The 13,376-nt window shown below is 74.3% G+C and carries 10 protein-coding genes and 1 riboswitch; of the genes, 4 read left to right on the top strand and 6 right to left on the bottom strand.

Annotation, left to right across the window (positions count from 1 at the left end; all coding sequences use genetic code 11):
* The first annotated feature begins 17 nt into the window (after positions 1 to 17).
* A riboswitch (cobalamin riboswitch) is annotated at positions 18 to 92 on the top strand.
* A 134-nt stretch (positions 93 to 226) separates the two neighbouring features.
* From CP968_RS04870 to CP968_RS04860, 3 genes are all read left to right on the top strand, one after another.
* Positions 227 to 1,639: a prenyltransferase/squalene oxidase repeat-containing protein gene (locus CP968_RS04870; RefSeq protein ID WP_150516807.1), complete on the top strand. Its 1,413-nt coding sequence runs from the start codon at positions 227 to 229 to the stop codon at positions 1,637 to 1,639.
* A gap of 283 nt (positions 1,640 to 1,922) precedes the next feature.
* Positions 1,923 to 3,428: a cryptochrome/photolyase family protein gene (locus CP968_RS04865; RefSeq protein WP_150516806.1), complete on the top strand. Its 1,506-nt coding sequence runs from the start codon at positions 1,923 to 1,925 to the stop codon at positions 3,426 to 3,428.
* 122 nt (positions 3,429 to 3,550) lie between these two features.
* A complete protein-coding gene (locus CP968_RS04860; protein WP_150516805.1) occupies positions 3,551 to 4,789 on the top strand; it encodes a spore photoproduct lyase family protein in 1,239 nt (412 codons plus the stop codon).
* A 63-nt stretch (positions 4,790 to 4,852) separates the two neighbouring features.
* Here the strand turns inward: CP968_RS04860 and CP968_RS04855 are convergent, their stop codons facing one another.
* From CP968_RS04855 to CP968_RS04845, 3 genes are read right to left on the bottom strand one after another with little or no spacing between them, the layout of a single operon-like run.
* Positions 4,853 to 5,713 carry an ABC transporter permease gene (locus CP968_RS04855; protein ID WP_150516804.1) on the bottom strand — a complete coding sequence of 287 codons (861 nt, stop codon included), beginning with the start codon at positions 5,711 to 5,713 and terminating at the stop codon, positions 4,853 to 4,855.
* Positions 5,673 to 6,566 carry an ABC transporter ATP-binding protein gene (locus CP968_RS04850; RefSeq protein ID WP_150516803.1) on the bottom strand — a complete coding sequence of 298 codons (894 nt, stop codon included), beginning with the start codon at positions 6,564 to 6,566 and terminating at the stop codon, positions 5,673 to 5,675. Before CP968_RS04850 ends, CP968_RS04855 begins: the two co-directional genes overlap by 41 nt.
* Complete coding sequence (locus CP968_RS04845; protein WP_150516802.1) at positions 6,563 to 7,018, bottom strand: MarR family winged helix-turn-helix transcriptional regulator; 456 nt, start codon at positions 7,016 to 7,018, stop codon at positions 6,563 to 6,565. Before CP968_RS04845 ends, CP968_RS04850 begins: the two co-directional genes overlap by 4 nt.
* Positions 7,019 to 7,602: 584 nt before the next feature.
* Between CP968_RS04845 and CP968_RS04840 the strand changes: the two genes are divergently transcribed.
* Positions 7,603 to 9,501: an APC family permease gene (locus CP968_RS04840; RefSeq protein WP_229886338.1), complete on the top strand. Its 1,899-nt coding sequence runs from the start codon at positions 7,603 to 7,605 to the stop codon at positions 9,499 to 9,501.
* 42 nt (positions 9,502 to 9,543) lie between these two features.
* Here the strand turns inward: CP968_RS04840 and CP968_RS04835 are convergent, their stop codons facing one another.
* The 3 genes from CP968_RS04835 to CP968_RS04825 form a co-directional block, all read right to left on the bottom strand.
* The gene (locus tag CP968_RS04835; RefSeq protein WP_150516800.1) at positions 9,544 to 9,930 is read right to left on the bottom strand and encodes a VOC family protein; all 387 of its coding nucleotides are present in this window, start codon (positions 9,928 to 9,930) and stop codon (positions 9,544 to 9,546) included.
* Positions 9,931 to 10,017: 87 nt separating this feature from the next.
* Positions 10,018 to 12,549 (bottom strand): sensor histidine kinase, encoded by a 2,532-nt coding sequence (locus tag CP968_RS04830; protein ID WP_150516799.1) that lies wholly within the window; start codon positions 12,547 to 12,549, stop codon positions 10,018 to 10,020.
* 144 nt (positions 12,550 to 12,693) lie between these two features.
* A complete protein-coding gene (locus CP968_RS04825) occupies positions 12,694 to 13,371 on the bottom strand; it encodes a potassium-transporting ATPase subunit C (protein ID WP_150516798.1) in 678 nt (225 codons plus the stop codon).
* Positions 13,372 to 13,376 lie beyond the last annotated feature (5 nt).

The following is a 13,376-nucleotide window of genomic DNA, read 5'->3' as shown; positions in this document are numbered from 1 at the left end:
TCCTGGGCTGCCAGATGGGGGAATCCGGTGGGAAGCCGGAGCTGACGCGCAGCGGTGTGGGACGGCGGGGGCCGTTCCGAGCCCGAATGCCCATACGGCGACGCACCACAGGAAGCCGTACCACGCGTTCCGGACGGCGGCGCTCCGACATGCCCCGACCGTGCCGTGCACGGTCCCGTGCGGCGTGCGCAGGGCGGCCGGCGTCCGCCGATTCCAGGAGCAGGCCATGTCCCGTCCCCGCACCTCCCGCCGCCTCGCGCTCGCCGTACCGGCGGCGCTCGGCGCCCTCGCCCTCACCGTGCTGCCCGCCGCCGCGACCTCCAGCCCCGCGCAGATCGCCACGTCCAAGACGAACGGCGTCGCCTACCTCAAGTCGCTGCAGGCCGCCGACGGTTCGTACGCGGGCTCCGGCCTGTCCGGCGAATGGGCGTTCAGCACCTTCGCCGCCGCCGGCACCGCCGTGGTGGACGTCTACCCCGGCGGCGACACCACGAAGAACGCCCGCGCCGTCTACCGCAACCTGCTGTCGACGGCGGGCTGGCCCTCCGGCGCCCCCGTCGTCACCGACTACGAGCGCGGCACGCTGAACGCGTACGCGGCGGGCATCGACCCGGCCCGCGTCTCGGCGTCGCGGAACCTCGTCGCGCACGTCTACTCCTTCTGGCAGACGGCCGAGGCGGGCTACTTCGGGCCGTCCGCGAACTTCAACGGCACGGTCTTCGCGGCCCTTTCGCTGAGAGGGGCCAAGACCCAGGGCGGCAACCAGCGCATCCCCCAGGCGCTCACCGACGCGATGGTCACCCGCATCCGCGCCAACCAGCACGTGGACGGCGGCTGGACCTACCAGAAGGGCGAGGGCAACCCCACCGTCCTGAACTCCGCGAGCGACGTCGACATGACCGGCGCCGCGATGGCGGCCCTGTGCGTCTCCGGAGTGCCCAACACCGACACCGACGTCGTCCAGGCCAAGAACTTCCTCAAGAGCACGCTCGTCTCCGGCAGCGGCGCCTTCAACTCCCTCTACGGGATCAACACCAGCTCCAACGGCTGGGGCGTGGCCGGACTCAACGCCTGCGGATTCAACCCGCAGACCGGCGACTTCCTCACCGCCGGCGGCAAGACCCCGATCGACTTCCTGATCGCCAACCAGTACAACCCGGCGGGCGGCTTCAAGTACCAGCCGTCCGACACCAGCCCCTCCGCCTACTCCTCCATCGACGCGCTGCGCGCCGTCGCGGGCGGCGGCTTCACCACGGCCCCGCCCGTCCCGGTCACCCCCGGAGCCCCGCAGTGGGTCGCCCAGTCCGCCTTCACCGCCGGCACCGCCACCAAGCTGGCGCTGAGCGTCGACGACGGCGCGGGCAACCTGAAGGTGTGCTCGGTGGCCTTCACCCCGACCGCCGCCACCACCACCCTCGGCGACGTCCTGGCCGCCGCCACGAGCGCCGCCACTCCCTCGGGCTGTGTCACGAGCGTGACCCCCGCCTCGGGCAGCGGCGCCCTCACCAACGTCAACGGCAAGGCCAACAGCGGTTCCACCACCTGGAAGGTGAGCGTCGACGGCTCCTCCTTCGCGGGCGCGCTGCGCGAGAAGGTCGTCAACGTGGGCGACACCATCGCCCTGCGCTGGGGCGTCTGACCCGCCTCCCGGTGCGGCCCCCGCGCGCGGGGCCGCACCGGGTTCCCCCCGTACGGCCGGGACTGAGCGTCCCGGCAGACCTCCGGGCCCGAGGGGGTGCGCCGGAGGTGCGCGCGAGCGCCGGGGGGCGCGGCGAGTGGTGTCGCAGCGCCCCCCCGGCGCGACCGGCCCCGTACGCCGCACCGGCCGACGGGACGGCCCGGGCCGACGGGACGGGCGTTCGAACCCGCGGCGCGGCCGCGTCTGCCGGCACGACGGCGGACCGGGTTGGTTGGATGCGGGCATGAGTCCAGTGCACTGGCTGTTCGGTGACCAGCTCGGCCCGCACTTCACCGCCACCGCCGCCGGCGGAACGCCGAGGAACACCCGGTGGCTGCTGATCGAGTCGCGGGCCGTCTTCCGCCGCCGCCGCTTCCACCGGGCCAAGGCCCATCTGGTCCTCAGCGCCATGCGCCACCGGGCGGCCGAACTGGGGGAGCGCGCCCGGTACGTCACGGCGGAGACCTACCGGGAGGGACTGGCGCGGGCCATGGGCGACGCACCCGTCTCCGTGCACCACCCCACCTCCCGGGCCGCCGCCGCCCTGGTGGCCTCGCTGCCGCAGGTGACGGTCCACCCGGCCCGCGGGTTCCTCGTCGGCCACCGGGAGTTCGCCGAATGGGCCGCCCGGCAGACCGGACGCCGGCTGCTCCAGGAGAACCTGTACGAGCACACCCGGCGCACCCACGGCATCCTCATGGAGGGCGACCGGCCCGCCGGCGGCCGCTGGAACCTGGACCGCGACAACCGCGAGCCCCCGCCCCGCGGCCGGACCACCCTGGGCGCCCCGCCGCCCTACCGGCCCCGGGAGGACGAGATCGACGCGGAGGTGCGGCGCGACCTGGACCGCTGGGAGCGCGAGGAGGGCATCGACTTCGTGGGCCGCGACGGCCCGCGCCTCTTCCCCGCGAGCCGCCGCGAGGCCCTGGCCGCGCTCGACCACTTCGTCACCCACCGCCTGGCGGGCTTCGGCGCACACGAGGACGCCGTGCTGGCCGCCGACCCCGTGATGAGCCACAGCCTGCTCTCGTCCTCCCTCAACCTCGGACTGCTCGATCCGCTGGAGTGCGTGAGACGGGCGGAGGACGCCTGGCGGGCCGGGGACGTCCCGCTCAACAGCGCCGAGGGGTTCGTCCGGCAGGTCTGCGGCTGGCGCGAGTACGTGTGGAACCTGTACTGGCACCTCGGCGAGGAGTACCGGCACCGCAACGCACTGCGGCACACCGCCCCGGTGCCCGAGTGGTTCGCGGAGCTGGACGCGGACGCCCCGCGGGCCCGCTGCCTGGCGACCGTCCTGGCGCAGGTCCGCGACACGGGATGGACGCACCACATCCCCCGGCTGATGGTCCTCGGCAGCCACGCCCTCCAGCGGGGCTGGGACCCGGCGGCGGTGACGGACTGGTTCCACCGCTGCTTCGTGGACGGCTACGACTGGGTGATGCTGCCCAACGTGGTCGGCATGTCGCAGTACGCGGACGGCGGACTGATCACCACCAAGCCCTACACCTCCGGCGGGGCCTACATCCACCGGATGAGCGACCTGTGCGCGGGCTGCCGGTACCGGCCCGCGGACCGCACCGGCGAGCGGGCCTGCCCGTACACCGTCGGCTACTGGTCCTTCCTGCACCGCCACCGCGCCCGGTGGGAGGGCAACCCGCGCACGGCGCAGGCCGTGCGCGGGCTGGACCGGCTCGCCGACGCGGCGCAGGTCGTCCGGGCGCACCGGGAGGCCGGCGACGCACCGCCCTGAGACGGCCCGCGGCCGCGCACCGGGCGGCCTACAGTGGAGGGCCCGGGGAGCACGGGGCCCGGACCGTTCCGCCGCGCACGACCCCCACGGGGGCGGCCGCGAAGATCCCGCAGGAGAAGACGATGGGCGCCGAGCCGCGCAGGGGCCGCCCCGAAGACCGCCGCCCCGAAGACCCCCGCCCGGACCGTGCCCGCCCCGACGACGCGGACGTGGACGCCCTCTTCGCCCTCGACGACCTCGACCTCGGGCGGGAATCCCGCGCGCCGGCCGGCGCCCGACCGCTCTTCCGCGACTCCCCGGCCGCCCGCAGGATGCTCTCCGTACGGCAGATCCGCGCCGAGCCCGCGGCCGCGGCCTCCCCCCGCGGCCGGCAGGTCCTGGCCCGCTTCCCCGACGCCGAGGTCGTGCCCGTGGACTCGCACTGGCGGATCGCGGACCTCCACGGCGACGAGGGCAACGTGGACCGCTGGGTCAGGATCAAGAGCGAGGTCCTGGTCCTGGGGGAGAAGAAGACGCTCACCACCCGGCCCAACGGCCGCTCCGCGGACTGGATCGCCCCCGGGTCCGCCAACGGCTGCGCCATGGCGTGCGCCTACTGCTACGTCCCGCGCCGCAAGGGCTACGCCAACCCCGTCACCGTCTTCACCAACATCGACCGCACCATCGCCCACCTCTCCCGGCACCTCGCGCGCCTCGGCCCGAAGACCGAGCCGAACCAGTGCGATCCGGCCGCGTGGGTCTACGACATCGGGGAGAACAGCGACTGCTCCGTCGACGCTCTGATCAGCGACAACGTCGCCGACCTGGTGCGCGCCTTCGCCCGGTGGCCCGCTGCCAAGGCCTCCTTCGCGACGAAGTTCGTCAACCCGGACCTCCTGCTGCTCGACCCCCGGGGCCGCACCCGCGTGCGGTTCTCCCTCATGCCGCAGGAGGACTCCCGGCTCCTGGACATCCGCACCAGCCCCGTCGAGAGCCGGATCGCCGCCGCCGGGGACTTCCTGGAGGCGGGGTACGAGGTCCACTTCAACCTCTCGCCCGTGGTGCTGCGACCGGGCTGGGCCCGGGACTGGTCGCTGCTGCTGCGGCACATGGACGAGGTGCTGCCCGCCCCGGTCAAGGCCCAGGCCGCCGCGGAGGTCATCATGCTGACGCACAACGAGGGCCTGCACGAGCTGAACCTCGGCTGGCACCCGCGCGCGGAGGACGTCCTGTGGCGCCCCGACCTGCAACAGCCCAAGCGCTCGGAGAACGGCAGCTGGAACGTGCGCTACCGCGGCGGCGTGAAGGCCGGGGCGGTCGAGACGATGCGCGAGCTCGTCGCCGCGCACGCGCCGTGGCTGCGGATCAGGTACGCCTTCTGACCCGGCTCGCGGGTCGGACCGGCCGGCCCGGCCCGGCCCGGCGCCCCGCCCGGGCCGGGACCGTCAGCGGGCCAGCCGGCCCAGGAGGGACGAGGCGGCCGTGATGCCCAGGACGGCGGCGAAGGCCAGGACGCCGTAGTCGAGCAGCAGGTGGGAAGGGGTGCCGAGGAGCAGCCCGCGCAGTGCGTCCACCTGGTAGGTGAGCGGGTTGACCAGGCTGATCGCCCGGAGCCAGCCGGGCATGATCGCCACCGGGTACAGCGCGTTCGACGCGAAGAAGAGCGGCATCGTGATGGCCTGGCCGATGCCCATGAGCCGGTCCCGGGTGAGCACGATGCCCGCGATCGTGATCGACAGGCAGGAGAAGAAGGCCGAGCCGAGCACGACGGCGACCGCGACCCCGAGCAGCTTCAGCGGGTTCCAGGTCATGGCCACGCCCAGGACGGTGGCGATGACGATCACCACGGCGGCCTGGATCAGAGCCTTCACCCCGGAGGCGAACGCCTTGCCGCTGATCAGGGCGGACCGGGGGGTCGGGGTCACGAGGAGCTTGGTCAGGATGCCGGCGTCCCGCTCCCAGATGATCATGATGCCGTAGAAGATCGCGATGAACATCGCGGACTGGGCGATGATGCCCGGCGCGAGGAAGTCGATGTACGGGATGCCGCCGGTCGGGATGGCCTTGATGCGGGTGAAGGTCTCGCCGAAGATCAGCAGCCAGAGTGCCGGCTGGACGGCGCGGGTGTAGAGCTCGGTCCGGTCGTGGCGCAGCTTCTGCAGTTCGACCACGCACATGGCCACGACCCGGGCGGGCAGCACCCGCCAGCCCATACGCGGGTTCGGCGGGACGAGCAGCAGGTCGAAGGGCCCGCCGCCCGCGGGCTCAGCCGAGCCGGGCCGCCGTATGGCGTGCGTTCCTGACATCGTGGAAGTCGCCTCCCTCCTCGTCGAGCCCCCGGCCCGCGACCTCGCGGAAGACGTCCTCCAGCGTGGGCAGCACGTCCGCCCGCGCCGACGCGTCCGCGGCCGTGCGCCGCCGGGCGCGCAGCTCCGCGCGCAACGCGGCCGGGGTGCCGAGCGCGTGGATGCGGCCCCGGTGCATCAGCCCCACCCGGTCGCAGTACTGCTCGGCCTCCTCCATGGAGTGCGTGGTCACCAGCACCGTCATGCCCGTGGCCCGCCGCACGGTGGTGATGCGGTCCCAGACGGTGGTGCGGGCGATGGGGTCGAGACCGATCGTCGGCTCGTCGAGCATCAGCAGCCGGGGCGCGCTGACCAGCGCCTGCGCGAGCTCCAGCCGACGGATCATGCCGCCCGAATAGGTCTTGGCCATCCGGTCGGCCGCGCCGGTGAGGTCGACGGCGGCCAGTGCCTGGGCGACCCGCGCGGCGCGCTCGCGGCGCGCGACGTCGAAGACGCGGGCGAAGAGCGCCACGTTCTCCCGGCCCGTCATCCCGGCGTCCGCGGACAACTGCTGCGGTACGTAGCCCAGCAGGCGGCGCACCGCCATCTTCTCCTTCGCCGCGTCGTGGCCGAACACCGACACCGTGCCCGGGGAAACGGGCAGAAGGGTGGTGACACAGCGGATCGCGGTGGTCTTCCCGGCGCCGTTGGGGCCGAGGAGGCCGAAGACCTCGCCGGCCCGTACGGACAGGTCGAGGCCGGCCACGGCCCGGGTCTCGCCGAACGCGTAGTCCAGCCCGCGGCAGCGCACGGCCTCGGTGGCCGCCCTGTCGGCGGGCGCCGCTCCGGTCGCGGGTGCGGTCCTGTGGTTCATGCGCCCTCCACGTCCTCGTGCAGGTTCCGGGCCAGTCTGCGCAGCGCCGGCAGGGCCGCGGCGAGGGCCGCCCGCTCGTCGGCCGGCAGGCGCGCCACCTGCTCGCGCACCAGGGCGGACCGGCGCTGCTCCCAGTCCGCCAGGCGCGAGGCCGCCGCCGTGGTGGGCAGCAGCCGCACGGAGCGGCGGTCGGCGGCATCGGTCTCGCGCCGCAGGAACCCGGCGCGGCTCAGTTGGTGGACCAGCGTGGAGACGGAGTTCCCGGCGAGGTACAGCTCCCGTGCCGCTTCCGACACCCTGATCCCGGGCCGGGAGACGACCAGCCGCAGCAGTTCGACCTGCGCGCCCCGCAGGGCCGGGGCCGGCGTACCGTGCCGCAGCCGCCGCCGGACCATGCGCTGCACTCCTGCCAGCACGTCGGCGAGCGAGTCGGGGAACTCGACGGAAGCCACGAACCCATTTTAGCTCTGCATCAGAGGCACCACGGCAAAGACTTCCCCTGGACGCGCGGGGGCGAGGGTGCGCGGGGGCGAACCGTGCGCTGCGCGGGTGCGTCCGCACCGCCCGCCCATGTCGGTGCCGATCCGGTGACGCGCCGTCGGCAACACTGTGCGGCGTGACGGATGCGCAGGGAACCCGTGAACCGGATTCGGCGGGTCCACCGGGTCCCGCTGCCTCGCTGCCGGGTCTGGACGAGGAACAGCAGCGTGTGCTGAGGCGGGTGGGCCGGGAGTGGGGCCGGTCGTCGGCCCCGCCCGAGGCGTGGCGGCGGGCCCTGCCGGTCGATCCCGATCTGGGCCGGTTCCCGCTCCCGGCCGAGGTGCGGCCGGGCCGCTTCGGCCGGCTGGTGACGGTCTCCGTGGTCGGACCGCCGCCGGACACGGCGTCGGACACGGCGGCGGAGGCCGGGGAGGTACGGGAGGGCCGGTTCGCGACCGGCGAGCGGCCGTCGGGGCCGGTGCGGCGGGCCGGGGCGCGGACGCGCCGGCTGCTGCTGGGGGAAGCGCTCAAGAGCTCCGCGGTGGCGAGCGAGCGCATGCGCAAGCTGGTGGCGCTGCCGGTGCTGTCCGCCGACGCGCTCTCGTCGGTCGCGTACGGCCCCGAGGCGATGCTCGCGGTCCTGGTGCTGGCCGGGACGGCCGGGCTCGCCCACGCGCTGCCCGTCGCCGGGGCGATCGCGTTCCTGATGCTGGCCGTCGGCCTGTCGTACCGTCAGACCATCCGCGCCTACCCGCACGGCGGCGGCTCGTACATCGTCGCCGGTGCCAACCTCGGCCCGTCGGCCGGTCTGATCGCGGCGGCCGGACTGATGACGGACTACGTCCTGACCGTCGCGGTGTCGATCGCCTCCGGGGTGGCCGCCATCACCTCGGCCGTCCCCTCCCTGACCGCCGCGACCGTCCCCCTCGGCGTGGGCGTGATCGTCCTGCTCCTCGCCGGCAACCTGCGCGGCATCCGGCAGGCGGGCGCCCTCTTCGCCGCCCCCACCTACCTCTTCATCGGCGCCGTGTTCGCGCTGGTCGTCGCCGGACTGGTGACCGCCGCCGGCCACGACTTCGAGCCCCGCCCCACCCCGCCGCTGCCCGTGACGGAGACGGCCGGCCTGCTGCTGGTCATGCGGGCCTTCTCCTCCGGTGCCACCGCGATGACCGGCATCGAGGCGATCTCCAACGCCGTGCCCGCCTTCAAGCCGGTCGAATGGCGCAACGCGCGCACCACCCTGACCTGGATGGTGGGCCTGCTCATCGCCATGTTCGCCGGCATCGTGGCCCTCATCCAGCTCACCGGAGTGGTGCCGGACGCGCGCGAGACCGTGCTCTCCCAGCTCGCGCACCTCGGCTTCGGCTCGGGAGCGATGTACGTCTTCGTCCAGGCGGCCACGGCCGCCGTACTGCTGCTGGCGGCGAACACGGCGTACAACGACTTCCCCCGCGTCCTGTCCCTCCTGGCACGCGACGACTACGCGCCCCGCGTCTTCATGCGGCTGGGCGACCGGCTCGCGTACAGCAACGGCGTCCTGCTGCTCTCCGTCGCGGCCGCCCTGGTCTTCGTCGCCTTCGACGGCCGGACCGGCGCGCTGATCCCGCTGTACGCGGTCGGCGTCTTCCTCGCCTTCACCCTGTCGCAGACCGGCATGGTCGTCCACTGGTGGCGGCGGCGCGACCGGCACTGGCGCAAGAGCATGCTGTTCAACGCCGTCGGCGCCCTGCTGTCCGCGCTCGTCTTCCTCACGGCGGGCATCACCAAGTTCACCGAAGGGGCCTGGGTGGCGATCGTCGCCGTGGGCGTCTTCCTCTACGTCACCACCCGCATCCGACGCCACTACGCGTCGGCCCGCGCGGCCCTGCGCCTGCACGCGCAGGCCCTGGAACTGCCCGCCCGCGCCGCCGCGGCGCCGCCGCCCCACGCGGGCCCGGCCCCGGCCCCGGCCCCGGCCCTCGGACAGGCCGTCGCAGGAGGGGCCGTCGGACGGCGGGCCGCGCAGGGGGGCGGGGCGCCCGGCACCGGGGAGGACGAGGAACTGCCCGCAGAGGTCCGGAACCTGTCCGTCGTCGCACTGGCCACCCTCGACCTCGCGAGCATGCGCACCCTCGCCTACGCCGCCTCGCTCCAGCAGCCCGTGCTCGTGCTCCACATCAGCCTGTCCGACCACGAGGGCCGGCGCTTCCGCGACTACTGGACCCTGTGGGGCGACCACCTCCCGATGGAGGTCATCGTCTCCCCGTACCGGGCGGTCGTCGCGCCCCTGGTCCACTACCTGGAGGCGCTGCACCACCGGCACCCGGAGCTCACCCTCACCGTGATCCTGCCGGAGATCGTCACCCGCCGCCGCAGACACCAACTGCTGCACAGCCGGACCGCGTCGCGCCTGCGCCGCTCCCTGCGCCCCCTGCCCAAGATCGTCATCACCACGGTCCCCTTCCACCTGCCGTAGCGCCGACGGGCCGGCCGGGTGGCCGGCCCGTCGCGCGGACCGTCAGGGGCGGTAGCGCAGCGGGTGGTCCGACGGCACCTCGACCACGGCGATCCGCACGCCGTCCGGATCCGCGAGCCACATCTCGATCAGCCCCCAGGGCTCCTTCACGGGCGGCCGCAGCACCCGCACCCCCGCCCCGAGCAGCTCGGCGTGCGCCGCCCGCACGTCGTCGACCTGGAGCCAGAGCTGGAGGCCGGGCACGGGCGGGGTGTCGGAGCGGCCGGAGACCTCCAGGAAACCGCCGCCGAGGAAGTAGACCGTTCCCCGTTCCGGGCCGGTCCCGAACTCGCGGTAGACGGCGAGGCCCAGGGCGCCGCCGTAGAAGGCGCGGGAGCGTTCCGGATCCGTGGGATGCAGCAGGACCCTGCTGCCGAGTACGTGCACCATGGCTCCGAATCTACGGGGTGGACCGGCCCGGTGCGCCGCGCCGGGCGGGTGCGGGAGGGCGGGGGGCCCGGCTCCGCCCGAGGCGGCTCAACGCGACGGTCCCGGGCGGACCGGGGACGCGGGCCGCGCGGTGGGCAGGCTGAGGACCATGGTCAGGCCGCCGCCCGGGGTGTCCTCGGTGGTCAGGGTGCCCCCGATGGCCTCGGTGAAGCCGCGGGCCACGGCGAGCCCGAGGCCGACCCCGGCTCCGCGCGGGGCGTCGCCGTGCCGCTGGAAGGGTTCGAAGATGCGCTCCTTGGCCTCCTCGGGCACACCGGGCCCGCGGTCGACGACCCGCAGCTCGACCCGGCCGAGCAGGGAGCTGGCGGACACCAGCACCGGCTCCCCGCCGGGGCTGTGCTTGACGGCGTTCTCGACCACGTTGGCCACCACCCGCTCCAGCAGTCCGCGGTCCACCGCGACCATCGGCAGGGTCTCGGGGATGTCGAGCTCGACGCTGTCCTCCGGTACGCCGCGCAGCGCCATCGGGACCACCTCGTCGAGGTCGGTCTCGCGGATCAGCGGGACGACGGCCCCGGTGTTCAGTCGGGACATGTCGAGGAGGTTGCCGATCAGCGCGGCGAGGCGGTCGGCGCCCTCCTCGACGCCCGCCAGCAGTGCGGCGCGGTCGTCCTCGGACCACTCCACGTCCGCGGAGCGCAGGGAGGTGACGGAGGCCTTGATGCCGGCGAGCGGGGTGCGCAGGTCGTGGCTGACGGCGGCCAGCAGGGCGGTGCGGATGCGGTTGCCCTCGGCGAGTTCGCGGGCCCTGCCTGCCTCGTCGACCAGGCGCTGCCGGTCCAGGACGACGGCGGCCTGGGCGCCGAAGGCACCGAGCACCCGGCGGTCCTCGGCGGGCAGCACCCGGCCGGTCAGCGCGAGGGCCAGGTGTTCGCCGACCGGCAGGTCGACGTCCGCGTCCTCGGGCCGGCCGGCCGGGTGGGCGCCCACGGCGGCGGCCGTGGTCCAGGGCTCGGTCTCGCCGGCCCGCTCCAACAGGGCCACGGACCGCATGGCGAAAGTCTCCCGCAGCCGCTCCAGCAGGGCGTCCAGGGAGCTTTCGCCGCGCAGGACGCTGCCGGCGAGGAAGGAGAGTATCTCGGACTCGGCGCGCAGCCGGGCCGCCTGGTGGGTGCGGCGGGCGGCCAGGTCGACGACGGAGGCCACCGAGACGGCCACGCCGACGAAGATCGAGATGGCGACGATGTTGCGGGGGTCGGACACGGTGAGCCGGTACAGCGGCGGAGTGAAGAAGTAGTTCAGCAGCAGGGACCCGAACGCGGCCGACGCGAGCGCGGGCAGCAGGCCGCCCAGCAGCGCGGCGGCGACGGTGAAGGTGAGGAAGAGCAGCATGTCGTTGGCCAGGCCGAGCTCGGGGCCGGCCTCGTGGAGCAGGAGCGCGAGCGCGGCCGGTCCGGCGGTCCCGGTCAGCCATCCCCAGGTGACGCGGGACCGGCCGAGCCGGGCACCGCGGGCCACCGGCAGGCCGCGGCCCTTGGCGACGGCGTCGTGGGTGACCAGGTGCACGTCGATGTCCGGGCCCGACTCGACGGCCACGGTGGCGCTGACCCCGCGGCCGAGGACGTACTGCCAGGGCCTGCGCCGGCTGACGCCGAGGACGATCTGGGTCGCGTTGACGCCGCGGGCGAACTCCAGCAGCGCGTGCGGGACGTCCTCGCCGATGACGTGGTGGAACGTGCCGCCGAGGCCCTCGACCAGGGTCCGCTGGACGGCGAGCTCCTTGGGGGAGGCGGCGGACAGGCCGTCGCCGGCCGAGACGTAGACGGCGAGGACCTCGCCGCCGGCCCCCTTCTCGGCGAGGCGCGCGGCCCGCCGGATGAGGGTGTGACCCTCCGGGCCGCCGGTCAGCCCGACGACGATGCGCTCGCGGGCCTGCCAGGTCGAGCGGATGTCGTGCTCGCCGCGGTACTGCCGGAGGTACTCGTCGACGTGGTCGGCCACCCAGAGCAGGGCGAGTTCGCGCAGCGCGGTGAGGTTGCCGGGGCGGAAGTGGTTGGAGAGGGCGGCGTCGACCTTGTCCGGCCGGTAGATGTTGCCGTGGGCCATCCGGCGGCGCAGGGCCTGCGGGTCCATGTCGACCAGCTCGATCTGGTCGGCCCGGCGCACCACCTCGTCCGGCACCGTCTCGCGCTGGCGGACGCCGGTGATCGACTCGACCACGTCGCCGAGCGACTCCAGGTGCTGGATGTTCAGGGTGGTGACCACGTCGATGCCGGCCCGCAGCAGCTCCTCCACGTCCTGCCAGCGCTTGGTGTTGCGCGAGCCGGGGACGTTGGTGTGCGCGAGCTCGTCGACGAGGGCGACGGCCGGCCGGCGCGCGAGCACCGCGTCCACGTCCATCTCCGTGAACACGCTCTCGCGGTGCGCGAGTTCGCGCCGTGCGACGACGTCCAGGCCGTGCAGCATCACTTCGGTGCGCGGCCGGTGGTGGTGCTCGACGAAGCCGACGACGCAGTCGGTGCCGCGCTCGACCCTGCGGTGGGCCTCGGCGAGCATCGCGTACGTCTTCCCGACGCCCGGCGCCGAGCCGAGGTGGATCCGGAGCTTTCCGCGTCTCATGGGTGCCGGCTTCTCGTTCCGCTCGGTTCGGTCATCGGGTGCGTCGGGGGGTACGGCCGTCCGCCGGGCGCGCGGACCGGGCGCCCGTCGGGGCGTCCGGTCCGCGCGCCCCACCGGGGTCCTCCGGCCGTGCGACGGGGGCGCTCAGCCCTTGGTCAGCGCGCCGAGCGCGGTGTTGAGCTCCAGGACGTTGACACGCGGTTCGCCCATGAAGCCGAGGACGCGGCCGCTGGTGTGCTCGGCGACGAGCTTCTCGACCTGCGCGACGTCGAGGCCGTTGCGCTCGGCGACGCGGTGCGCCTGGAGCCGGGCGTAGGCGGGGGAGATGTCCGGGTCCAGGCCGGACGCGGAGGAGGTGACGGCGTCGGCCGGTACCTCGGACGGGTCGACCCGGTAGGAGGCCGTGGTGTTGTCGGCGACGACGGCGGCCTTCGCCTCGGTGACCATGGTGACGAGGTCGGGGTTGTCCGCGGCCTTGTTGGTGGCGCCGGAGAGGATCAGCGCGTACTGCTGGTTGACGGTGTTGGAGCCGAGGCCGGCCGAGGGGCGCGGCTGGAACCACTTCAGGTCGGGGCGGGGGGCCTCGTCCGGGTCGTCGGGGTTCTGCTTGGGCAGGTGGTAGCTCTGGCCGATGAGGGAGGAGCCGACGACCCGGCCGCTCGCGTCCTCGATCTCGGAGCCGTTGGCCCGGCCGGGGAAGGCGGCCTGGGCGATGCCGGTGACGGCCAGCGGGTAGAGGACGCCGCACAGGACGGTCAGGACGAGGAGCGCGCGCAGACCGGCCCCGAGCAGGCGGGCGGTGTTGCCGACAGAGGTGTTCATAGCCG

This window comes from Streptomyces subrutilus (assembly GCF_008704535.1).
Lineage (GTDB): Bacteria > Actinomycetota > Actinomycetes > Streptomycetales > Streptomycetaceae > Streptomyces > Streptomyces subrutilus.
The sequence above is the reverse complement of the archived record's forward strand: the minus strand, read 5'-3'. Positions and strand labels throughout refer to the sequence as shown.